Source organism: Spiroplasma endosymbiont of Notiophilus biguttatus, assembly GCF_964030985.1.
Classification (GTDB): domain Bacteria; phylum Bacillota_I; class Bacilli_A; order Mycoplasmatales; family VBWQ01; genus Spiroplasma_E; species Spiroplasma_E ixodetis_A.
The window spans coordinates 940680-964252 of record NZ_OZ034993.1; the positions used below are offsets into that span (position 1 = coordinate 940680).

Below are 23573 nucleotides of genomic sequence, written 5' to 3' on the forward strand. Positions count from 1 at the left end.
CTATGAATAATATAATAAAATCCAATATTATTGACGAATTAAAATGACGTAATATCTTAAAAGATATTAGTAGCATAGATAAAGTAATTAATGCAGGAAAATTAGGAAAAGGAATATATTGTGGTTTTGATCCAAGTAATGATTCATTACATTTAGGTAATTTACTGCAAATTATTTTATTGCATCGTTTTGCCATATTTGGTTTTCAACCAATTGCTGTTATTGGTGGTACAACGGCAATGATTGGTGATCCAAGTGGTAAAAATAAAGAACGTAATTTATTAGATGAAAATGTTTTACAAACTAATGTTAGAAAAATAAAAGAGCAGTTAGTAACATTATTAAGTTATGAAAATATTGATAATTTAACATCATTAGAATTAATTAAAACATGTAATTTATTAAATGATAAAGAATATAAAACATTAGAAATGATTATTAAAAGTATTAATCCAAATAATCAATATCAACAGACTTTAAGTAGTATTTTAAAAACATTGCCATTACCATGAGAAGAATTAGGATTATCAGCATCATTACTAAAAACTTTATATGAAATTTGTAATTTTGATCAAAAGTGAGTTACTATGAAAAGTGATTTAAATAATCTTTCCTTTAAACAATTGTTAAATTATTGTGACAGTTATGTAGAAACTTGAATTACATTTTTAAAATTACCATTGGGAACATTAAATAATAAAATTAAGCCAATTAAAATTATTAATAATCAAACATGATTAGGTCCACTAACAATTATAACTTTTTTGCGTGATATTGGTAAACATTTTAACGTTAATCAAATGTTAGGTAAAGAAATGATTGCTAATCGTTTAAATTCTGGAATTTCTTATACTGAATTTTCTTATATGGTATTACAAGCGTATGATTTTTATCATTTATATGAAAAAGAGCAATGTTATATTCAATCTGGTGGTAGTGATCAATGAGGAAATATTACTGCCGGTTTAGATTTAATTAGAAAACAAAAAGGTGATGAACATCATGCTGCCGGTATTACTATTAATTTATTAACTAAATCTAATGGTGAAAAATTTGGTAAAAGTGAAAAAGGCGCTATATTTTTAAATAGTGAAAAAACTTCACCTTATGAGTTATATCAATTTTTATTTAATCAAGAAGATAAAGATTTGCCTACTTTTTTTAATTCTTTAACTTTATTTAGTGAAGAACAAATAACAAAAATTTTAGTAATTCATAACAGTGATGTTAAACAACATTATGGACAAAAGATTTTAGCAGCTTTATTAACGGTATTTATTCATAAATTAAATGGATATTTTAGTGCTATTAATATTACTAATGCTTTTTTCCATGATCGGATTCATCAAATGAAGTCATCTGAGATTTTACAGGTTTTAAAAGATGTACCACATTTTAATCTTAATCATAATGAACAAATAATTGATTTTTTAGTTAATAATCAAATTTGTAATTCGAAAAGAATAGCAAGAGAACTGATTATGCAAGGTTCAATTATTGTTAATGGTGAAAAAATTACTAATATAAATTTTCTTATTAGTAAAAAAAATGCAATTAATAATCAAGTAACAATTATTAAAAAAGGTAAGCGTCATTATTTTATAGTTGTTTATAAATAAGGAAAGGTATTTAAATATGATATTTATTAATGTTTCTCCATTATTATGGGATATTATTATTTTCGCTATTATTATTTTTGGTATTATTACCGGTTTTTTTATTGGGGGAAGATCATTAACATTTATTAGTGTTGTTAATTTACTTAGTATTGGTTTAATGTTGGCATTTAAACCAATGTTAATAAATTCTTTTAAAAATATGGTATCACCATGATTTAGTGGTCTTAGTGGTAGTTTTGCTTCATTTAAGAATTTATTAACTGATAATATTGGCTTTTTGATATATGCTATTGTTTGAATTATTGCCTTTAATATTTTATTTTGAATAATCTATATTATTTTATATTTTGTGCTTTTTAATAAAAATAAAATTGAACACAGAGCAATAAATGCTACAGCTGGAATTTTAATTAATTTTATTAGAATGAGTATTTTAGGTAGTATCGTAATTATTATGATGGGTACTAATGTTTTTGGTAATAAATTATTAAGTTATGGTGTTATTAAAAATGAAATACCGACAACTTCTGTTACTCATAAAATATTTAGTAGTATTGATAATAATATTCCTTTTTTAAATGTTAATGTAACAGACATTAACACTGTTATTGCTTTATATCAAAATAGTGAAACATTAAAACAGAGTATAAATGAATTAAAAAATAATACAACTTATGAGGAATGTTACAGTACTGTTGAAAAGTTAAAAATGATAGCTATATTAAGAGTAGATGAAACCGATAAAATTGCTAATGCTTTAAAAGAGATGGAATCAACAGGTGATATCATTGCTAATAAAAAAATAATTATAGATCTCTTGCAACAACACGGAGTTGATAATTTTTTAGACGTTAATTATATCGTATCAGTTTTTAATGCTTATGCTAATATACTTAATTTATATTCGGAAGTAGTACAAATATTCGATGATAATTTAAAAGATATGCCAATAATAGATACTACACTTCCACAAAATATGGGTCGTTATAATCTTTTAAAGCCTAAAATTTCTGCTTTTACTAATTCAATTAAAGATGTAATAGTGAGAGAGCATATTATTCAGAATTTAAAAAATATTTATAATCCGTTTTAATAAAAATAAAAAAAATATTTTTTTCTATTTCAATATTTTTATAAAAAAATAGTTGAGCATTTAATTTTTATTTATAACTGGAGTAGTAATTTTTCTTTGTGTTTTAAAAAAATTATGATATTATTACCTAGTAATTTAATAAATGTTCTTTCCTAGTATAGATATTTTCTATATTAGGATTTTTATTAAGTTAAATTTTAATAAGCAAAGGAAGATAAAATTATGATAGATTTACTTAAAGAAATAATAGAGAGTGCACCCGAAGAACAACAATATAATAACGGACTTCTCTCCACAAGTACTTGTGGAGAGAAGTCCGTTAATTTATATTTTATTTTTTTCAAAAACAAAAAATGGTAAATGCTTTTATTGACATTTACCATTTAAAAAATAAATCTGTTATCAATTGATAACAGATTTTAAATTAATTATTAATTTTAAGCACGTCCATATGATTCAACAACTAATGCTTCATTAATATCAGTATTTAGTTCGTCACGTAGTGGATGACGTACATATGTACCAATAAATGTTTTTTTATTGAATTCAATAAATGGTAATGTTGAAGCGTTAGCATTTAATGCTTCAATAATTTTTGAATTTTTTTGTGCTTTTTTAGTAATAGTAATTTTATCTCCTATTTTAACACGATATGAGGGAATATTAACTTTTTTACCATTAACTAAAACATGACCATGATTTACTAATTGACGAGCACCTTTTCTTGTTAAAGATAGATCTAAACGAAAAACAATATTATCTAATCTTGATTCTAAGAATACCAACAAGTTAGTACCTGTAACACCATGAGTTTTTTTTGATTCATCAAATAAATTTTTCATTTGACGAGCATTTAAACCATAAGTGAAACGAATTTTTTGCTTTTCTTGTAATTGTAATCCATAGTTAGAAAGTTTAATTCTTTTTTGACCATGTTGTCCAGGAGCGAATGTTCGCTTTTTTCCCTTTGCAAATTCTTTACCAGATTCAAGAATTGAGAAGTTTAATCTTCTTGATTTTCTAAAAACTGGACCAGTATATCTTGACATAATAAAAACCTCCTTGGAATGTATACAAACACAAAGAGACTTTAATAAGTTCTCATTAAGATAGTTTACAATTCGCCAGAACAGCACTGGTTACTATTAAGATTAATAAAAAGAATAATCTTTGAGGGTAAACTATTTGCAACTTAATAATACTTATTTGCTGCTTTCGTGAATGCTTATCAATTATAGGATAAGTAATGTTATTTGTCAAATATTATTTTTTCATTTTTGCAATTAAATATCATTAAATTTTAGTTATTATTTTTTTTTAAAAAATAACGCTTTTCTCCCTTTATGTACTATTTTTTAATTTTATCACATAAATGCTGAGAAAAGCGTATCTACGGACTTCACCCCACATTTTTAAATTAAACACAGCATTACAATTTCAAAACTAGGTATCTTGTTGAATTTATATGCAGCTTCTTTGGCATATAAATAAACATGATGTTTTGCAACTTTGATATGTGTTTTAAATGTTCTTCTTATATGTTTTCAAACTGATTCAATTTGATTGGTATTTACACCAGTTTTTGAAACATAACCATCTTGATGGTTAACTGTTTTATGTTTTGGGAAAACCAATTTGAAATCGCAATATCCTTTTCAATCATCAGTATATACATGACATTTTGAAGAAATGTGGCTTCTTGCAAAATTCAAAAGACTTTTACTCTTTGTATTTTTCAATACTTTCACAATTAATTTATTAGTTGTTTTTTCATAAATGCCAACAATCAATGTTTTATTTTCAAGGATCTTCCTTGTTTTTTAAAAGCCATATGTGAAAGATACATTTCATCAATTTGCACTGTGCCTTCAACAATAAATTGAGGTTCTTGTTTTGCAATACGTCTTCTAATTTTATGACCCATTCTCCATGCTGTTTTTAAGGTCACTCCCAATTCTTTTGAAACATCAGTTGACGGAATTCCATGTTTGGTGTTTATTCATCTAAAGATGAGGTAAAATCATGATCTTAAAGATGTTTGTGACCTTGAAGATATGGTACCCGTGAGAATACTAAATGTTTGATTACATTTCAAACATCTTATTCTTTTTAAATCAGAATTATTCAAATTAAAACTAGAACACCTAATACATTTGTTTTCTTTCAAATTTGCTATATATGCAAGACATTGCTGTTCAGTTTGAAAAGCATTGTTAAACTCATTCAGTTTCATTGTTCCCTCCACAAGTACATGTGGGGAGAAGTCCGAAAAATAATTTAAATTTATATAATAAAATTTAGTATTTAATTTAAAAAGTTAGTTATTGAATTTTGGTATTTTTTTGTTATCAGTTATTCCTGAATTCCAGAAAAAGTCAATATATTCTATTACTTTTTCTACATCTCAATCTGAAAGATCTTTATTGAATTGTGAAGCACCACCAAAGGCATTGGTTAGATAAGTTTACTTTCTTGTCTTCAAATCTGTACAAATTGATTTGGAGGCATTTTCAATCTAATAACTATTCTATCATTGTTTCAATATCTAATAAATTTTTCTAATATTTTATTAAAACTTTCCATACTTTCAAAAGTGCTACCAAACATCATTTTAAAATCTCTTTTAATTCAACGATTTAAACATTCACTAACTTGATTACCTTTAAAACCTGATAGACTTTTTGAGTGAATTAGATTAGTACTTGTATTAAAAACTTTACTAACAATTTCGCTTGTATTAGCAGAACCTAAATCTGATTGAATAGTCGTAAAATTACATTGTTTAGCACTCGCTAATTCTATTTGATTAACCACATTTAACACAGTTTTGGCATTTTCACTTTTGTTTATTTTTCAGCCAACAATTGAATTACTGTACATATCAGTAGCAAAAACAACTAATAATTTTCTTTTTTTATCACCAATAATTATATTTTTAAATCATGTGCCATCCATACCAACTTTTTCAAGAAAGTTATTACTTGAAAAATTACGTTTTAATAAATCTTTATTATTTTTTAAATCACTATTTTCTACTACTCTATTTGTTGATTTAGGTTCTAATAATAATTTAATATTATTATCTTTTAATATTTGTTTTATGCTTGTTTTACTGCATTTAAGACCTTTATTTTTTATTTTTAACTCTAATCTTACTTTTTCAAAACTAGTGATATTAATGTACTTTTTTTCATTTTTAATGAGAACTATTTTGTTTATTGCTTGTATCAAATTATCATTAATTTTTGATTGATATTGCTTTTTACCTTTTTTTACTCATAAATAGTATGCTGTTTTGCTAATAGCTATGTAAACAATAATTTTATTTAATTGATGACCTTTTTGCTTATATTTTTCTACTATTAAAAAACACTTATATTTTAATAATTTACTATTTTTTCCCCTTGTTAATTTCTTTTCACAGGCTAATTGCTCCTTTAAAAGTTCTTTTTCAACCTCATCTTTTAAAGCTTGTTTTCTAAGTTTATCAATTTCTTTGTTTAATAGTTTAATTTCAATATCTTTCTTATCGATCCTGTGAGAAGTTTGGGATTTAGAAATTTTGGTGAATGCATTTTCACCTTTAATTTGATATTGGTTAACCCAATTATAAATTAATACTGGAGTTGATAATTTATATTTGACTTGAATTTCATGTATTTTTAGTTTTTTATCAACTAAATACTCATTAACAACGGCTAATTTTGTTTCTTTTGAATAAACTTTATAATTCATAATTTCTCCTTCTGTATTAATTATTTTTAATTATATTACAGATTGAAAATATTAATTGGTAAACTTAAGTGACTGATGCCTAAAAATAATTATTAAATCTTTGATAATACTTGTTTTTTTAAATAAGTTTCTATATAATTATTAATGCTTTAAGCAATGTAGTCCCGGTAAAAATTACACTGTAAGGAGAAAAAAATGCGTCAAACAACAATGAATTTCAGTAACATTGAAAAAAAATGATATGTTATTGATGCCAGTGGTTTAATTTTAGGGCGTCTTGCAACTAAAGTTGCAATGATATTGCGTGGTAAAAATAAACCTTCATTTACACCACATTTAGATTGTGGAGATTATATTATTATTATTAATGCAAACAAAATTAAATTAACAGGTAATAAATTACAATATAAGAAGTATTATAACCATTCACAATATCCTGGTGGATTACGTGTACGTAATGCACAAAGTATGATTGCTAAAGATGCTTCTGAATTAGTAGAGATAGCGATTAAAGGTATGCTACCAAATACTACCTTAGGTCGTAAGCAATTTACACATCTTCATGTTTATAACCATGATCAACATCAACATCAAGCCCAAAACCCCGAAGTTTTAACATTAGGCCAAGAGGAGTAGACTTTTATGACAACATCTAATAAACCCGTAACTTATTCAAGTTCAGGCGGACGTAAAACGTCAACTGCCCGTGTTCATTTAAAAAATACTGGTCAATCGAGAATATTAATTAATGGTTTTGAGCCTTTAAAATATTTAGAACAAGAAATCTTAGTTCAAGATATGTTATTCCCTTTAAAAGTAACTAATACGTTAGAAAACTTTGAAATTAATATCAAAGTTGAAGGTGGTGGAAGAACTGGTCAAGCTGGTGCCGCACGTTTAGCTTTATCTAATGTTTTAGTTAAGGTGTCAGAAGAATATCGAGCATTATTAAGACAATTTGGATTATTAACTCGTGATGCACGTAAAAAAGAACGTAAAAAATATGGTTTAAAAGCAGCCAGAAAAGCACCACAGTTCTCAAAACGTTAATATAGTAAAAAAAGAGTCTCAGACTCTTTTTTTACTACTATTATCTAATATTTTTTTATTATTTTGATAGTATTATTAGAATTTTATATATTATTTTTGTTTATAATTTACTTTTTTTAAATTTGTATTTCTTTAGATCAATTGGAGGTGTTTTTATTATAAACACTATATATGTTTAAAATCAGAATATCAATAATTTGTTTTAAGAATAATGTAAAATTAATTTACAAAAAACTTAATAAAATTAAGGAGAGATTTTAGTTTATGCCAAAAGAAATTAAAGGAAAAAGAAAAGTTATTGTAGGAATGGTTTGTGGGACAGTTTTGGCTGGTGGATTAATCGGGGTATTATAGCAACTTCTGAAATATTAGTTCAAAATGAGGGAGTATATCAAGAAAAATTAAATATTTTTAATTGACCTGAATCTTATGGTGCAATATCAACTTTATTAAATATAAATAATGATTTATATGTCGGAACTAGTAATGGTGTATATAAAATTAAAGATAATGCAATTAATACAAAAGATAAAATAATAACACTAATTAATGTTATTAATGGTTATATTTCTAGTTTAGTTGTTACTAATGATGGCACTATTTATGTAGCAACTTTTGCTAATGGAGTTTTTAGATATTCTCTTGAACAAAATATTTCGACACGAATATCAGAAATAACAGGAAAAGTTTATAGTTTGGTAGTTATGGGCAATAATGTATATGTTGGAACAAGAACTTCTGATTGTTATGGTAAGTTATTTATGATTGAATCTAATAAAAAAGTATCAGAAATTAAAGACTGAATTGAAACATATGGTGAAGTTAGAAGTTTAGCGTTTATTGATAATGATTTGTATATTGGTACTAAAACTGGTACATATACTGGAAATTTATTGATATTTAAGCCTAATGGAATATTAGTGTTAAAAAAATGAAATCAAAATAATGGTGAAGTTTGGAGTTTAATAGTTTTTGGTAATGATTTATATATTGGAAGTAGAAATCAACTATATGAAAGTAGACTATTTAAACTTTCTCTTAAAGGAGAAAAAATAACAGAAACTATTGGTTGAAAAAATAATAAAAATTATAGTGAGATTTGAAGTTTAGCTGTTGTTAATAATGATTTATATGTTGGAAGCAGAGTTCAAGTTGTTGATAATAAATTTAAAGGTGGATTATATAAGTCATCTGATGGTGCTATTACTTTTACTGAAGTATTTGGTTGAAATAAAGATTATGGTGCGGTAGTGAGTTTATTACCTGCAGATAATAATTTATATATTGGAAGCAAAAATTATAATGATAAAACTAATCAAAATTATCAAGGGAAGTTACTTTTTAAAAGAATAAAATAAAATGTCAATATCGAGTTAAAATTTCCCAAAAATATTTGTTAAAAAGATAAGTTATTTTGGAAGATTAAACTGTTTATTTTTTTAATTTTGTATAATTAATTTATACAAAATTAATATAAGTTTTTAACTCATTGCTTTCTTTTAGAACCTGTTTAGAATTTTTTAGAGAATAAGGTAAAATTACTATATATTTTAAAATAAGAGGTATATATGCATAAAAATTATCCAAGTCATGTCACTAAAGAGCAATTTGAGAACATAAGATTAATTTTAGAAAATGTCAAAAAGAAAACAAAACCAAGAAATTTAGATTTATATGAAGTATTTTGTGCAGTTTTATATGTATTAAAAAGTGGTTGTCAATGAAGAATGTTACCAAAAAAATTTTCCAAAATGACAAACTGTATATTATTATTTTCAAATTTGAAGTAAAAATAATGGTAAAGAACCTAGCATATGACAATTAATTTTAAAAAAAATTAGTTAGAAAAGTTCGTATCAATAATCATCGAAAAGAAAAAACCAGTTTTTGTATAATTGATTCACAAAGTGTTAAAAATACAGATACTACTAAAAACAAAGGTTATGATGCTGGTAAAAAGATTTCAGGAATAAAACGTCATATTGCTGTTGATTCTCAAGGTTTACCACATGCAATTTACGTAACTACAGCAGAAAAAACAGATCGTAATAGTGCCATAATAATGATTCAAAATGAAAAGGAAAATCTTTCTACAGTTCAAAAAATAATAGTAGATGCTGGTTATACTGGTGAAAAATTTGCTTCTGCAATCAAAACAATTATAAATGCGAATGTTGAAGTTGTAAAACGTAATGAATTACATTCTTTTGTAGTATTACCAAAAAGATGAGTTGTAGAGCGAAGTTTTGCTTGATTAGAAAAATGTAGAAGATTATGAAAAAGTTGTGAAAGAAAATTAAATACTAGTTTACAAATGGTTGTTCTTTCCTTTATTTCAATTTTATTAAAAAGATTCTAAACAGATTCTAAGGTTTTAATTTTATGAAATCTTAGTTCACTAATTAATCGATTTTGAAGTGTTCCAAATAAGCGTTCAATTCTATCTTTAGCTTGTGGAATTAAAGTTCTAATTATTTCGACACCCAAATCATTACAGCACTTTTGAAATTGAGTATAAGTATCATTTTCTGGGTTTAGTTTACCTGAGTCGATTCTTTTCTTATATTCAAAAACCGTTCTGTTATCAGTATAAAATGTTTTTGGTATGCCATATTTAGTTAAAATTTGATAAAAAACATTATAATAACCATCTAATGTTTCTTGATGATCAAATCATAGTCCAACAATATTTCCTGTAGCATCATCAATTGCAGCATGTAAAAATGTGAAATGGCAACCCTTTTTAGGACTATTTTTTGGTAGACATTTTTTCTTGATATTTAATGGGAGTTAAGTAGTTTAAAGTGCTGTGGATTCTTATATTGTTATATCAATTGATATAATCAAATAATTCTAATTTTAACTGTATTAATGATGTAAATTTTTTGTCATTAATAAATTCAGTCTTGAAAGTTTTAAAAGTTGCTTCAGCAACAGCATTGTCATAAGGACAACCTTTTTTACTTAAAGAGCGGGTAATATTGAATGCTAATAAAAGTTTGTTAATAATTTTATTAGACTTACTGCATAACTAGTTAACTTTTTATTTTTTTGTTATTATTAAAATAAAATTTGAATAGTTAAGGATAAACTTTATGACATATTTTGAATTAAAAGATAAATCTGATCAATATTTTCGTAAAATAGTGGGTATTAATAAACTCGTTTTTAACGAAATTTTAAATATTTTATTAGAACATCAAAAACTCAAAACTACTATTGGTGGAAGGCCATATAAAATGTCAATAGAAGATCGACTAGTAATGAGTTTAAGATATTTATATGAAAATCGTACATATCATAGTATTGGTGCTGAGTATGGTATGGTTGATACTACTGCTTTACGAAATATTCGTTCAATTGAAGATATTTTAATAAAGAATAATAAGTTTAATAATTTAACAAATAAAAATATTTTTTTAAAAAGAAGAATTAAAAAATAAAATTTTGATAATTGATGTAACAGAGGTAGAAACAGAACGACCAAAATATAACCAAAAAGATTGATTTTCTGGTAAAAAATGAATGCATACTGTTAAGTTTCAAACCGTAATTAATGCAAATACTAATGAAATTTTAAATATTTTTTCTGATATTGGTAAAAATCATGATTTTAAAACTTTTAAGAATTCAAAGTTAAAGTTTTTACCAGAAACTATAATTCTTGCAGATAAAGGTTATCAAGGTTTACAAAAAATTCATGCTAATACATTTTTACCCATTAAAATTAGCAAAAATAATCCTAAAACAAATAAAACCAAAATCTTTAATAAGATTATTAATAAAACTCGTAGAAAAATTGAACATGTTTTTGCATTTTTAAAATGTTTTAAGATTATTGGTTATAAATTTAGAAAAGCCAGAAAACGAATATTTTTAAGATTTAATTTAATTGCAGGATTTTATAATTTATCATTAAAACTTAAAAACGTTATGCAGTAAGTCTATTATTAAATTCGTTACCTCGATCGCTATGAAATATTTGCATATCTTTTAAACAGCGATTTGATTGCATAAATGCTTGATATACCAATGATGCATCTTTTTTAGTACCTACACTATGTCCAACAATTTCGCGGTTAAATAGGTCTATTAATAAGCAAATATAGTTTCATTTACCATTAACTTCAACATAACTAAGATCACTGACAATCACCTCATTTTTAATTCTATTATTAAAGTTTCTATTAACAATATTAGTGATTTGTTCATTATTTACTTTATTACGATGATTTTTAAATGATAATTTAGTGTATTTTGACATTAAATTATGTTTATCCATAATTTTTTTAATTTTTCTTCTTGATAAATAAATTTCTTGTTTTTCTAGTATGACTTTTAATCTTCTTGTTCCATAAACACATTTGTTTTCTTTAAAAGCACTAATAACAGCTTGATCATAAATATTATTTTTGATTTTATCTTCTTTTTTCTTTAAATTAAAATAATATGTTGATTTAGAAATTTTTAAAAAACGACACATTGGGCGAATCTTATATTTTCATTTATTATTTGCAATAATCTCTACTTTCTGCCTATTATTAGTGCTGCTTGCTTTAAAATATCATTTTCCATTCGTAATTGTTTTAATTCTTTATTCATTAGACTTACTGCATAACGTTTTTAAGTTTTAATGATAAATTATAAAATCCTGCAATTAAATTAAATCTTAAAAATATTCGTTTTCTGGCTTTTCTAAATTTATAACCAATAATCTTAAAACATTTTAAAAATGCAAAAACATGTTCAATTTTTCTACGAGTTTTATTAATAATCTTATTAAAGATTTTGGTTTTATTTGTTTTAGGATTATTTTTGCTAATTTTAATGGGTAAAAATGTATTAGCATGAATTTTTTGTAAACCTTGATAACCTTTATCTGCAAGAATTATAGTTTCTGGTAAAAACTTTAACTTTGAATTCTTAAAAGTTTTAAAATCATGATTTTTACCAATATCAGAAAAAATATTTAAAATTTCATTAGTATTTGCATTAATTACGGTTTGAAACTTAACAGTATGCATTCATTTTTTACCAGAAAATCAATCTTTTTGGTTATATTTTGGTCGTTCTGTTTCTACCTCTGTTACATCAATTATCAAAATTTTATTTTTTAATTCTTCTTTTTAAAAAAATATTTTTATTTGTTAAATTATTAAACTTATTATTCTTTATTAAAATATCTTCAATTGAACGAATATTTCGTAAAGCAGTAGTATCAACCATACCATACTCAGCACCAATACTATGATATGTACGATTTTCATATAAATATCTTAAACTCATTACTAGTCGATCTTCTATTGACATTTTATATGGCCTTCCACCAATAGTAGTTTTGAGTTTTTGATGTTCTAATAAAATATTTAAAATTTCGTTAAAAACGAGTTTATTAATACCCACTATTTTACGAAAATATTGATCAGATTTATCTTTTAATTCAAAATATGTCATAAAGTTTATCCTTAACTATTCAAATTTTATTTTAATAATAACAAAAAAATAAAAAGTTAACTAGTTATGCAGTAAGTCTATTTGAATTAATTGTTTTTCTAAATCAGAAAGATTATCTTTAGTTTTAAAACTTTCCGAATTAGTAAATTGCTTAATTCATTTATATGCAACTGCTCTTGTAACATTGTACTCTTTAACAAGACAAGATACTGATTTGCCACTTTGATATAAAGCTACTATTTGTTTTTTAAATTCATCTGTATATGAAGTAATATTGGCCATAATTATATTTCCTTTCTTTTAACAAATATTGTTATTTGTCTACATAATTAGTGTCCAATAAATTGTAGCCGATCCAATGCTTTTGGTTTATCATAATCAAATCAATGATGATTACTTGTGTCCATTTGAATTAATTCACCAAAATTTGTTGTACGATTTCTAGTTGGATGTAACTTATTTTTCTTATTTTTATGTCTTTTTGGTGAAGTATTTTTTTCTTTAATTAATATAGTATAAACTGTACTATATGCAATTTTAATGGTTTTTTCATTAGACTTACTGCATAACGTTTTTAAGTTTTAATGATAAATTATAAAATCCTCAATTAAATTAAATCTTAAAAATATTCGTTTTCTGGCTTTTCTAAATTTATAACCAATAATCTTAAAACATTTTAAAAATGCAAAAACATGTTCAATTTTTCTACGAGTTTTATTAATAATCTTATTAAAGATTTTGGTTTTATTTGTTTTAGGATTATTTTTGCTAATTTTAATGGGTAAAAATGTATTAGCATGAATTTTTTGTAAACCTTGATAACCTTTATCTGCAAGAATTATAGTTTCTGGTAAAAACTTTAACTTTGAATTCTTAAAAGTTTTAAAATCATGATTTTTACCAATATCAGAAAAAATATTTAAAATTTCATTAGTATTTGCATTAATTACGGTTTGAAACTTAACAGTATGCATTCATTTTTTACCAGAAAATCAATCTTTTTGGTTATATTTTGGTCGTTCTGTTTCTACCTCTGTTACATCAATTATCAAAATTTTATTTTTTAATTCTTCTTTTTAAAAAAATATTTTTATTTGTTAAATTATTAAACTTATTATTCTTTATTAAAATATCTTCAATTGAACGAATATTTCGTAAAGCAGTAGTATCAACCATACCATACTCAGCACCAATACTATGATATGTACGATTTTCATATAAATATCTTAAACTCATTACTAGTCGATCTTCTATTGACATTTTATATGGCCTTCCACCAATAGTAGTTTTGAGTTTTTGATGTTCTAATAAAATATTTAAAATTTCGTTAAAAACGAGTTTATTAATACCCACTATTTTACGAAAATATTGATCAGATTTATCTTTTAAAATATGTCATAAAGTTTATCCTTAACTATTCAAATTTTATTTTAATAATAACAAAAAAATAAAAAGTTAACTAGTTATGCAGTAAGTCTATTAATTAATTTTTCATGAAAATGTTGAAAATTAAAATTATAATATTTTGTTTTATATAAGTTTATAATTTTATTTTTAATTTCAATTTTTATTGCCTTATTAGAAATTTTATTTCGAGATTTATGAATAAAACCCACTTTACCTTCTTTATTAAAAATTTGAATCAATTGGTTAATTCTTTTAATAGTTAGGTTAAGTTTATTTTTGGCTTGATGTTTAGATAATTTATTAATAATAATATTATTTATAAATTTGTACTTATATTTTTCTTTCATAGTCATGCTTCTTTCCATATTTATCACCAAGTATATTTAACTTCACTTTTGGGAAATTATTACTCGATAACTAATAGGAAATTATCATTAAATAATGACAAAGAATAAAATAAAATTGTTAAAAAAATAAAAAACATTATAATAAAAATATTATAATGTTTAGAGAATATTTAGTTAAAACAAAAATTAGCAAAATTAAGTTTCATTTTTAAAATATTAATAAAAATTAATGAACATAGTAATTATTAATTATTTCACAATTTTGGATTGCATCTCAAAAATTTTTATTTTTATCTTTTATTTTAAAAATAAAAATAACTACTATGAATAGAAATACTGTATATAATAAGATTGGAACGATAATTATACAAAAGATAACTCCAATTTGTAATTGAATTCAACAATAGTAATTATCAGGAAAATGACTTAAGTTACAGAAAGAACTTGCTGAAGTGCTAATAGTATAACTTAAACCAAGATGTTTTAACATTGTATATCCAACTTTAAAATTTGAATAACATTGTTCATTATTATCGAATTTAAAATAAAAGTTACTAAATCAAATTAAGTATAAACCAGTAATTGTAATTAAAACCGTGATTGCAAATAATATTATAGTTGTTAACTGTAATATTTTCTATTTTTTCATTTTGATACCTCTTTAAATATAAAAAAACATTTTTATATTATAAAATTAATAAGTTAAAAACTATATTATTTTATGTAAAAATGATAACAAATTTATAGTGTTTTTACAATTATTGATTGTATAAGCAAAATTTTAATTAATAGTTTATTTAATTATATAAATGAATAATATTTAGAAAATATTTAAATATTTTCTAAATATTATTTTGATTTATTAATTTGATTCAACATTCTACTTGCATCTAAATTAAATGGTATTACAATAATTTCATAATGAATAATTTCGCGATTAGGATATCCAAATTTTGTAACTATTTCTTTAAAACTTAGATGAAATAGTGTTGCTAATTCTAATGTTTCAAATGCTTTATATTTTATATCATCACTTTGATTTGTTTTATATTTTAATAAATAAATTTCTTTGAGTTTTATTTTCATTTCATTTTTATTGCCATTCATTTTTTTACCTCTCAAACTTATATAATTTAACAAGTAAATTATATATAAATTATATCATTTTACTTAATTCATATTTAGTATTTTTTTATTAAAAATTATTAATAAATATATACTAAAAAATATGATTATGAAAGTGTAGGTGATTTTGCAATAATGTCATCATTAATTTGCTCTATATTCTCATTCTCATTTATATCTTTTATATCATCATCATTTAGTGTTGCTTCTTTTCCTAGATTTTGATTTCATTTTTCAATTTTTAAGATATGTATTTTAATCTTTGTCATTCTCAATCCCCTCTTAATAAAAAACCTTGTATGAATAAATTATACAAAAAATTTTTTTTACTTTTAAAAATATAAATTTTATTATAAGAATATTAAATAAAAATTAAATAAAATATTGTTATTATATATTGCAATCGTGATTGAACAAATATATAATATCTCTGTTGCTCTTTTTGGGACTATAGCTCAGCTGGTTAGAGCGCACGCTTGATAAGCGTGAGGTCGATGGTTCAAGTCCATTTAGTCCCACCATTATATGTGAAATTATGAAATAAACAGTTTTGTTTATTTTTTTTATTTAAATCAAATTAAAAATTATAATAAAGATGTAAATCAATTGATTTATTAAGAATATAAAAAGTTATATTAAAAATCTATGATTGATCAGATATTTTAATTAGTCATAGGTTTTTATTGATTGTTATTCTTTTTTAGTACTTTTTATATTTTTAATTTTTTTATTTTTGAATTATAAATTAATATATAATATATCAGTATTAAGTATATTAACCATATAGTAATTATTATACGCTTTTCTCCCTTTATGTACTATTTTTTAATTTTATCACATAAATGCTGAGAAAAGCGATAAAAAATTAATTAAGGAATTAGAAATTAGTAAAATAAGATCAGAAATACAAAAAGAAAGATTAGAAGCAAAAAATTTAATTAAGCAAGAAGAACTTGAACAATTAAAGTTAGAAATAAATGAAAAAGAATTAATTATTTTAACTAAGCAAATAGAAGATAAAAACATAGAATAGACTTACTGCATAACTAGTTAACTTTTTATTTTTTTGTTATTATTAAAATAAAATTTGAATAGTTAAGGATAAACTTTATGACATATTTTGAATTAAAAGATAAATCTGATCAATATTTTCGTAAAATAGTGGGTATTAATAAACTCGTTTTTAACGAAATTTTAAATATTTTATTAGAACATCAAAAACTCAAAACTACTATTGGTGGAAGGCCATATAAAATGTCAATAGAAGATCGACTAGTAATGAGTTTAAGATATTTATATGAAAATCGTACATATCATAGTATTGGTGCTGAGTATGGTATGGTTGATACTACTGCTTTACGAAATATTCGTTCAATTGAAGATATTTTAATAAAGAATAATAAGTTTAATAATTTAACAAATAAAAATATTTTTTTAAAAAGAAGAATTAAAAAATAAAATTTTGATAATTGATGTAACAGAGGTAGAAACAGAACGACCAAAATATAACCAAAAAGATTGATTTTCTGGTAAAAAATGAATGCATACTGTTAAGTTTCAAACCGTAATTAATGCAAATACTAATGAAATTTTAAATATTTTTTCTGATATTGGTAAAAATCATGATTTTAAAACTTTTAAGAATTCAAAGTTAAAGTTTTTACCAGAAACTATAATTCTTGCAGATAAAGGTTATCAAGGTTTACAAAAAATTCATGCTAATACATTTTTACCCATTAAAATTAGCAAAAATAATCCTAAAACAAATAAAACCAAAATCTTTAATAAGATTATTAATAAAACTCGTAGAAAAATTGAACATGTTTTTGCATTTTTAAAATGTTTTAAGATTATTGGTTATAAATTTAGAAAAGCCAGAAAACGAATATTTTTAAGATTTAATTTAATTGCAGGATTTTATAATTTATCATTAAAACTTAAAAACGTTATGCAGTAAGTCTAATTAGAAAAAAGGAAGATAGAAGCAGAAAATTTAATTAGGCAAAAAGAAATTGAACAATTAAGTCTAGAAAGAAGTAGGGTACAACAAGATATTTTAACTAAGCAGTTAGAACTTGCAAAATTAAAAATGACTACCACGTTAGAAACAGATAAAACATTATTACAATCTCAATTAAATATTGAATTAAAAGCAGAAAGTTTATTTGATATTTTAGAAAAAAATAGATTAGCAAAAAAAGAGAGTAGAAGGAATTTTTTTGAAGATGAATCATTAGATGAAAGATTAAATATTGAAAAAATTAATAAATCAGAATCACAAAATCAACAATCTTTAACAAAAGATTATCCCAAAGAACATTGTAAATTTAAAGTTTATTAAAAATATTATGATACATTTTATTAAATTAAATCTAAATTTTAATTTTCAAGAAGTATTTTTATAAACGTTATATTTTCATTTATATTTCATAATTGTCGTTAAACATGTTAATCATCATTTATGATAGAATTTAATATATGAGATTTTAATGAGATTTTAGAGTTGTGAGGTTTTAGTATGGAAGTGTCAGCAGAGAATTATAGAAAGATTAATTCTCATAATCGTTGAGGAATTAATGTTAGTTCGGGGTTAATGGCAATAACTTTGATTATAAGTTGAGTATTATGACTTATACTTTATCGTACTAATATTAATGAGATTTTAACACTTTTAACTGAAGTAATTAATAGTAAAGGCATTAAATTTACTCTTACTTTTCAGATTTTAACAATTTTTACTTTAATTTTTTCGGTTATTACTTTAGTGTTTATTACAATTCCATTTATTTTTTTAAATGAATATGGAGTAATAACTTTAATATGAGCATTAATAGTAGTAGTAATTTCGCTTGTCTTACTTATTGGTTCAGGATTATTAATAAGTTATGGCTATAAAAAAATTTATAGTTATGTTATGGACAAAAAAATTATTAATGTTTTATTTTTTATTTTACCTTGAGGTTTTGCATTAATTTGTAGTTTTTTTTTAGTACTTTTTTCTTTATGATTAATAATGGCTAATCTAAGAAATAAATGAAAAAAAGCATCATTGACAAATAATAATGCTTTATCAGTAACAGAAATACCTGCAAGTGTTGAACAAAATTCTCTTTTTGGTGAACAAACTATTGGGCCAATCATTTACAGATCGATTTTTAATGAACACGATAAATCAACACAAGGTATAAATATAGTTATTAATAATACTGGTGGAGGTGCACTTCCACAATCAAAATTACTTGATAATCAAGTAACTAGTAATCCAAATCCTGTTCAAACTAATAACAATAGTAATGTTGTTAATAGTGAAGTAACTTGAACATCACAACAAATTGAAGAAGTATGAAATAAAGGAGAAATTATTGATGATTATAATCCACAGTTATATCGAAAAGACTATGCAGGTGCGCTAATGTTTAGAAACAACTTTATTAGTAATGTTAAACTTAATGATAATCCTAAAAGTTATAATTGAACTATTATACATCAACGACCTTTATTTCATGGAGGTACTTCTGATATTAGTAATTTACAACCAATAAATAATACTAATGCTATTACTAAAGGTAATAATTATCCACGTTGAAAAACAACTATTACTTTTAATGGAAAACAAAATTTTTTAAAACAAAAATCATGAAAAGATAAAAAATAGAGTATTAATCATTAATTTAATTGAAGATGATATTAAGCATATTATAAATATAATTGGTATTTTGCTTAGTTGTTAATAATTTAAATTTAATTACACTATTATCTTTTAAAATTTATTTGTTTATGGGAAAATGTATATAATAATTAAAAGATAGGAGCAATTAATCATGCAAGTTATTGTCCATGGAAAAAATATTAATATTACTTATGAAATTAAAAATGCTGTTGATAAAAATTTTAATTATTTACAAGAAAAGTATTCTAAATATATTAAAAAAGATATGATTGCTAAAGTTGGTATTGAAAGAAATAGTAATCATACATATAATATTTCCGTTCATATTCAGTTATTAAATAATAATTTTTTACAGTGTTTAATAGAAAATCACGATCTTTATGTTGGCATTAATAAAACATTAGTTCCGTTAGAAAAACAATTAAGTCGTTTAAAAACAGTTGCTGATAAAACTGGTGTTGAAAGCGTTGGTCAATTTATAACTAAAGAAATTCTTGATGATAATAGTGAAGTTATTATTGACGTAACAGAAAATAAAGATTAAAGAAAACATTTATGAAAGTATACAATTATTAGCATTAGTTTTTTTATTCAAAGTTGATGGGCATCAGTCACTTAAGTTTACCAATTAATATTTTCAATCTGTAATATAATTAAAAATAATTAATACAGAAGGAGAAATTATGAATTATAAAGTTTATTCAAAAGAAACAAAATTAGCCGTTGTTAATGAGTATTTAGTTGATAAAAAACTAAAAATACATGAAATTCAAGTCAAATATAAATTATCAACTCCAGTATTAATTTATAATTGGGTTAACCAATATCAAATTAAAGGTGAAAATGCATTCACCAAAATTTCTAAATCCCAAACTTCTCACAGGATCGATAAGAAAGATATTGAAATTAAACTATTAAACAAAGAAATTGATAAACTTAGAAAACAAGCTTTAAAAGATGAGGTTGAAAAAGAACTTTTAAAGGAGCAATTAGCCTGTGAAAAGAAATTAACAAGGGGAAAAAATAGTAAATTATTAAAATATAAGTGTTTTTTAATAGTAGAAAAATATAAGTAAAAAGGTCATCAATTAAATAAAATTATTGTTTACATAGCTATTAGCAAAACAGCATACTATTTATGAGTAAAAAAAGGTAAAAAGCAATATCAATCAAAAATTAATGATAATTTGATACAAGCAATAAACAAAATAGTTCTCATTAAAAATGAAAAAAAGTACATTAATATCACTAGTTTTGAAAAAGTAAGATTAGAGTTAAAAATAAAAAATAAAGGTTTTAAATGCAGTAAAACAAGCATAAAACAAATATTAAAAGATAATAATATTAAATTATTATTAGAACCTAAATCAACAAATAGAGTAGTAGAAAATAGTGATTTAAAAAATAATAAAGATTTATTAAAACGTAATTTTTCAAGTAATAACTTTCTTGAAAAAGTTGGTATGGATGGCACATGATTTAAAAATATAATTATTGGTGATAAAAAAACAAAATTATTAGTTGTTTTTGCTACTGATATGTACAGTAATTCAATTGTTGGCTGAAAAATAAACAAAAGTGAAAATGCCAAAACTGTGTTAAATGTGGTTAATCAAATAGAATTAGCGAGTGCTAAACAATGTAATTTTATGACTATTCAATCATATTTAGGTTCTGCTAATACAAGCGAAATTGTTAGTAAAGTTTTTAATACAAGTACTAATCTAATTCATTCAAAAAGTCTATCAGGTTTTAAAGGTAATCAAGTTAGTGAATGTTTAAATCGTTGAATTAAAAGAGATTTTAAAATGATGTTTGGTAGCACTTTTGAAAGTATGGAAAGTTTTAATAAAAATATTAGAAAAATTTGTTAGATATTGAAACAATGATAGAATAGTTATTAGATTGAAAATGCCTCCAAATCAATTTGTACAGATTTGAAGACAAGAAAGTAAACTTATCTAACCAATGCCTATATTATATTAGGTATAATATAAGACACTATAAAAATTGTAAGAGATTTTATTTTGTATAAATTTAATTTATTATTAATATAATAGGGGTGATTATGTGGAGAAAGATAAAGATATTATGAACATTATTAAAAAAGCATTATCAGAAAGTATTTTATCTGTACCAGGTGTTGCCAATATTTATGAAGAAGATAATAATTATGGAATTAAAGTTAACAAAGCTGATTTAGGTTGAATTATTGATATTAATATAGTTTGTTTTTTTAATAATAATATTTGAAATATTATGAATCAAGCTCAGAAAAATTTAAAATATATTGTTGAAAAGATTATTAAACATCAAGACTATATAGTACTTAACATTTTTGTTCATGATTTAATTGAAGAATAAAAGAAAATATAAGGTGAAATTAAATGAAAAAAATTGATATTAAAACCTTAAAAGTTATGCTTATTAGCGGTGCTAATAATCTTTATAATCATCATTTTGAAGTTGATAAATTAAATGTTTTCCCAGTACCTGATGGTGATACTGGAACAAATATGAATTTAACAATGATGAATGCTATAAAAGAATTAAATGGCAAAGAATATGATAGTTTAAAAACATTTGCTACTACTTTTTCTCGAGGTTTAATGATGGGTGCACGTGGTAATTCTGGAGTTATTTTATCTCAAATTTTTCGTGGTTTTTTTCAAACTATAAAAACAAAAGATTTAAAAAATGATTTCATTAGTAATGAGGATTTATTAAAATCTTGAAAAAGTGCTCAAGATTATGCATATCGTGCAGTTATGAAACCAGTAGAAGGTACTATTCTTACTATTATTAAAGATGGTGCTAATTATATTAATGAATTAGAAATAACAGGCAAAGACTCGCTTTATATTTTTGAAAAATTACTAGAAGGAATGAATAAATCATTAAAGAGAACACCTGATTTATTACCAATTTTAAAAAAAGTAGGAGTTGTTGATTCGGGTGGTGCTGGTTTAGTTTATATTATTGAAGGTATGGTCTATGGTTTAAAACATGGTAAAGCTATTTCACCAAAGAAAAAATTAGAACAACAAGATACAGCAAAGTTAGAAATGGTTTTAAATCAAGAAAACTTTGGTTATTGTTCAGAAGTTATTGTAAAATTAAATAAAGTTAGTAAGTTAGATTTTAATTTAAGTAAAACACGAACTGATTTAGAAACAATGGATGGTCAATCAATAGTTTTAGTAGATGATGAAGATTTAATTAAAGTTCATGTTCATACTTTAAAACCGGGTCAAATTTTAAATTATTTTCAGAAATTTGGTGAAATTTTAAAAGTAAAAATTGAAAATATGACCGAACAGGCAAAAGCACATACACAAACTATTAAACCAATTCGTAAATTAAATAATAAATTTGCTTTAATTGCTGCTGTTCCTGGTAGAGGAATTGAAACCTTTTTTAGAGATGAATTAAAGGTTAACAATATTATTATGTATTCAAAAAGAATTAATCCATCAACAGATGATTTTTTAAAGGCAATTGAAATTGTTGATGCAAAAAATGTTTTTATTTTGTCAAATGATAGTAATTTATTTTTAGCGGCAGAACAAGCAAGAAAATTAGAAAAAAAATCAAAAGTTTTTGTATTACCTGCTAAAAATATTGCTCAAGGTATGCGTGCTGCTTTAAATTTCAATCCTGAATTAAGTGCAAAAGAAAATAATAAAAATATGTGAAGTGAAATTAAATATGCTGCTTTTGGTTATATAACAGTTGCTGATCGTGATGTTGAAATAGATGGTATTAAAATTGGAAAAAAACACTTTTTTTCTGCTGTTAGTTTTCGTAATAAAGATGGTAAAGAAAAAATTATTGCTTCAAATGAGAATTTATTTAATGTAATTAAAGTATTATTTACTAAATTAATTTGAGATGGTGCAGAAATAATTACTATTTTTAAAGGTAAAGGTTATTCAAAAGATCAAATTAATTTTATGAAAAAAATTTTAGATGAAGATTATGATATTGAATATGAAATTGTTGATGGTGAACAGGAAGTTTATAACTTTCTTTTCGTGGTTGAATAATACTATGTTATAATATTGTAGACTCTA

At 23.2% G+C, this 23573-nt stretch carries 29 protein-coding genes, 1 tRNA gene and 4 pseudogenes; 19 read left to right on the forward strand and 15 right to left on the reverse strand.

The window, feature by feature from the left end; translation table 4 throughout:
• Positions 1–2: 2 nt before the first annotated feature.
• Both tyrS and AAHM85_RS05645 read left to right on the forward strand, forming a co-directional pair.
• The gene (gene tyrS, locus AAHM85_RS05640) at positions 3–1619 is read left to right on the forward strand and encodes a tyrosine--tRNA ligase (protein ID WP_342261328.1); all 1617 of its coding nucleotides are present in this window, start codon (positions 3–5) and stop codon (positions 1617–1619) included.
• 16 nt (positions 1620–1635) lie between these two features.
• On the forward strand, positions 1636–2712 hold the full coding sequence (locus tag AAHM85_RS05645) for a hypothetical protein (protein ID WP_342261329.1): 1077 nt from the start codon (positions 1636–1638) through the stop codon (positions 2710–2712).
• Between the two features lie 437 nt (positions 2713–3149).
• On the opposite strand, the gene rpsD is transcribed toward AAHM85_RS05645, so the two are convergent.
• From rpsD to AAHM85_RS05665, 4 genes are all read right to left on the reverse strand, one after another.
• Positions 3150–3761 (reverse strand): 30S ribosomal protein S4, encoded by a 612-nt coding sequence (gene rpsD / locus AAHM85_RS05650; protein ID WP_342261330.1) that lies wholly within the window; start codon positions 3759–3761, stop codon positions 3150–3152.
• Positions 3762–4124: 363 nt separating this feature from the next.
• Positions 4125–4502, reverse strand: coding sequence for a transposase (locus AAHM85_RS05655; RefSeq protein ID WP_342261331.1), 378 nt, complete (start codon positions 4500–4502; stop codon positions 4125–4127).
• Positions 4463–4957: a hypothetical protein gene (locus AAHM85_RS05660; RefSeq protein WP_342261332.1), complete on the reverse strand. Its 495-nt coding sequence runs from the start codon at positions 4955–4957 to the stop codon at positions 4463–4465. The genes AAHM85_RS05655 and AAHM85_RS05660 overlap by 40 nt, the downstream gene beginning before the upstream one ends.
• Before the next feature lie 209 nt (positions 4958–5166).
• Entirely contained in the window at positions 5167–6447 is a 1281-nt protein-coding gene (locus tag AAHM85_RS05665) for an IS3 family transposase (protein ID WP_342261333.1), read from the reverse strand.
• 195 nt (positions 6448–6642) lie between these two features.
• On the opposite strand from AAHM85_RS05665, the gene rplM reads away from it, so the two are divergent.
• The 4 genes and pseudogenes from rplM to AAHM85_RS05685 all read left to right on the forward strand — a co-directional run.
• Entirely contained in the window at positions 6643–7083 is a 441-nt protein-coding gene (rplM, locus tag AAHM85_RS05670; RefSeq protein WP_342261334.1) for a 50S ribosomal protein L13, read from the forward strand.
• 6 nt (positions 7084–7089) lie between these two features.
• Positions 7090–7497 carry a 30S ribosomal protein S9 gene (rpsI, locus tag AAHM85_RS05675; RefSeq protein WP_342261335.1) on the forward strand — a complete coding sequence of 136 codons (408 nt, stop codon included), beginning with the start codon at positions 7090–7092 and terminating at the stop codon, positions 7495–7497.
• 311 nt (positions 7498–7808) lie between these two features.
• Positions 7809–8855 carry a hypothetical protein gene (locus tag AAHM85_RS05680; RefSeq protein ID WP_342261336.1) on the forward strand — a complete coding sequence of 349 codons (1047 nt, stop codon included), beginning with the start codon at positions 7809–7811 and terminating at the stop codon, positions 8853–8855.
• Positions 8856–9065: 210 nt separating this feature from the next.
• Positions 9066–9853: pseudogene (locus AAHM85_RS05685) on the forward strand (transposase); the annotation flags it as partial.
• Positions 9854–9861: 8 nt separating this feature from the next.
• Here the strand turns inward: AAHM85_RS05685 and AAHM85_RS08470 are convergent.
• A pseudogene (locus AAHM85_RS08470) lies at positions 9862–10224 on the reverse strand (ISNCY family transposase); the annotation flags it as partial.
• A 22-nt stretch (positions 10225–10246) separates the two neighbouring features.
• A pseudogene (locus AAHM85_RS05695) lies at positions 10247–10513 on the reverse strand (IS3 family transposase); the annotation flags it as partial.
• Positions 10514–10592: 79 nt separating this feature from the next.
• On the opposite strand from AAHM85_RS05695, the gene AAHM85_RS05700 reads away from it, so the two are divergent.
• Both AAHM85_RS05700 and AAHM85_RS05705 read left to right on the forward strand, forming a co-directional pair.
• Positions 10593–10940 carry a transposase family protein gene (locus AAHM85_RS05700; RefSeq protein ID WP_342260488.1) on the forward strand — a complete coding sequence of 116 codons (348 nt, stop codon included), beginning with the start codon at positions 10593–10595 and terminating at the stop codon, positions 10938–10940.
• A 4-nt stretch (positions 10941–10944) separates the two neighbouring features.
• Complete coding sequence (locus AAHM85_RS05705; RefSeq protein WP_342260487.1) at positions 10945–11439, forward strand: transposase family protein; 495 nt, start codon at positions 10945–10947, stop codon at positions 11437–11439.
• On the opposite strand, the gene AAHM85_RS05710 is transcribed toward AAHM85_RS05705, so the two are convergent.
• From AAHM85_RS05710 to AAHM85_RS05750, 9 genes and pseudogenes are all read right to left on the reverse strand, one after another.
• Positions 11429–11980: a DDE-type integrase/transposase/recombinase gene (locus tag AAHM85_RS05710; protein ID WP_342261338.1), complete on the reverse strand. Its 552-nt coding sequence runs from the start codon at positions 11978–11980 to the stop codon at positions 11429–11431. The two genes, AAHM85_RS05705 and AAHM85_RS05710, sit on opposite strands and share 11 nt — an antisense overlap.
• A 124-nt stretch (positions 11981–12104) precedes the next feature.
• On the reverse strand, positions 12105–12599 hold the full coding sequence (locus tag AAHM85_RS05715; protein ID WP_342260487.1) for a transposase family protein: 495 nt from the start codon (positions 12597–12599) through the stop codon (positions 12105–12107).
• 4 nt (positions 12600–12603) lie between these two features.
• Positions 12604–12951, reverse strand: a complete 348-nt coding sequence (locus AAHM85_RS05720; protein ID WP_342260488.1) for a transposase family protein — start codon at positions 12949–12951, stop codon at positions 12604–12606.
• Positions 12952–13011: 60 nt separating this feature from the next.
• The gene (locus tag AAHM85_RS05725; protein ID WP_342261339.1) at positions 13012–13233 is read right to left on the reverse strand and encodes a transposase; all 222 of its coding nucleotides are present in this window, start codon (positions 13231–13233) and stop codon (positions 13012–13014) included.
• Between the two features lie 299 nt (positions 13234–13532).
• Positions 13533–14003 carry a transposase family protein gene (locus AAHM85_RS05730; protein ID WP_342260936.1) on the reverse strand — a complete coding sequence of 157 codons (471 nt, stop codon included), beginning with the start codon at positions 14001–14003 and terminating at the stop codon, positions 13533–13535.
• A gap of 4 nt (positions 14004–14007) precedes the next feature.
• Positions 14008–14304, reverse strand: a complete 297-nt coding sequence (locus tag AAHM85_RS05735; RefSeq protein WP_342261340.1) for a transposase family protein — start codon at positions 14302–14304, stop codon at positions 14008–14010.
• Positions 14305–14429: 125 nt separating this feature from the next.
• Positions 14430–14723, reverse strand: a pseudogene (locus AAHM85_RS05740) (ISNCY family transposase); the annotation flags it as partial.
• Positions 14724–15554: 831 nt separating this feature from the next.
• On the reverse strand, positions 15555–15812 hold the full coding sequence (locus AAHM85_RS05745) for a hypothetical protein (protein WP_342261342.1): 258 nt from the start codon (positions 15810–15812) through the stop codon (positions 15555–15557).
• Positions 15813–15937: 125 nt separating this feature from the next.
• A complete protein-coding gene (locus AAHM85_RS05750) occupies positions 15938–16099 on the reverse strand; it encodes a hypothetical protein (protein ID WP_342261343.1) in 162 nt (53 codons plus the stop codon).
• Between the two features lie 175 nt (positions 16100–16274).
• Here AAHM85_RS05750 and AAHM85_RS05755 point away from each other — a divergent pair.
• The 11 genes from AAHM85_RS05755 (at position 16275) to AAHM85_RS05805 (ending at position 23546) form a co-directional block, all read left to right on the forward strand.
• Positions 16275–16351, forward strand: a tRNA-Ile gene (locus tag AAHM85_RS05755).
• 589 nt (positions 16352–16940) lie between these two features.
• A complete protein-coding gene (locus AAHM85_RS05760; protein ID WP_342260488.1) occupies positions 16941–17288 on the forward strand; it encodes a transposase family protein in 348 nt (115 codons plus the stop codon).
• A gap of 4 nt (positions 17289–17292) precedes the next feature.
• A complete protein-coding gene (locus AAHM85_RS05765) occupies positions 17293–17787 on the forward strand; it encodes a transposase family protein (protein ID WP_342260487.1) in 495 nt (164 codons plus the stop codon).
• Between the two features lie 132 nt (positions 17788–17919).
• Positions 17920–18171: a hypothetical protein gene (locus tag AAHM85_RS05770; RefSeq protein ID WP_342261344.1), complete on the forward strand. Its 252-nt coding sequence runs from the start codon at positions 17920–17922 to the stop codon at positions 18169–18171.
• Between the two features lie 120 nt (positions 18172–18291).
• Positions 18292–19485, forward strand: a complete 1194-nt coding sequence (locus AAHM85_RS05775) for a hypothetical protein (protein ID WP_342261345.1) — start codon at positions 18292–18294, stop codon at positions 19483–19485.
• Positions 19486–19651: 166 nt separating this feature from the next.
• Positions 19652–20044 carry a ribosome hibernation-promoting factor, HPF/YfiA family gene (gene hpf / locus AAHM85_RS05780; RefSeq protein ID WP_342261346.1) on the forward strand — a complete coding sequence of 131 codons (393 nt, stop codon included), beginning with the start codon at positions 19652–19654 and terminating at the stop codon, positions 20042–20044.
• Positions 20045–20183: 139 nt separating this feature from the next.
• Positions 20184–20576 carry a transposase gene (locus AAHM85_RS05785; RefSeq protein ID WP_342261347.1) on the forward strand — a complete coding sequence of 131 codons (393 nt, stop codon included), beginning with the start codon at positions 20184–20186 and terminating at the stop codon, positions 20574–20576.
• A gap of 111 nt (positions 20577–20687) precedes the next feature.
• The gene (locus AAHM85_RS05790) at positions 20688–21374 is read left to right on the forward strand and encodes a hypothetical protein (protein ID WP_342261348.1); all 687 of its coding nucleotides are present in this window, start codon (positions 20688–20690) and stop codon (positions 21372–21374) included.
• Positions 21328–21465 carry a hypothetical protein gene (locus AAHM85_RS05795; protein WP_342260635.1) on the forward strand — a complete coding sequence of 46 codons (138 nt, stop codon included), beginning with the start codon at positions 21328–21330 and terminating at the stop codon, positions 21463–21465. Before AAHM85_RS05790 ends, AAHM85_RS05795 begins: the two co-directional genes overlap by 47 nt.
• 105 nt (positions 21466–21570) lie before the next feature.
• Positions 21571–21864: a hypothetical protein gene (locus tag AAHM85_RS05800; protein ID WP_342261349.1), complete on the forward strand. Its 294-nt coding sequence runs from the start codon at positions 21571–21573 to the stop codon at positions 21862–21864.
• Positions 21865–21887: 23 nt separating this feature from the next.
• Positions 21888–23546 (forward strand): DAK2 domain-containing protein, encoded by a 1659-nt coding sequence (locus AAHM85_RS05805; RefSeq protein WP_342261350.1) that lies wholly within the window; start codon positions 21888–21890, stop codon positions 23544–23546.
• Positions 23547–23573: the final 27 nt, after the last annotated feature.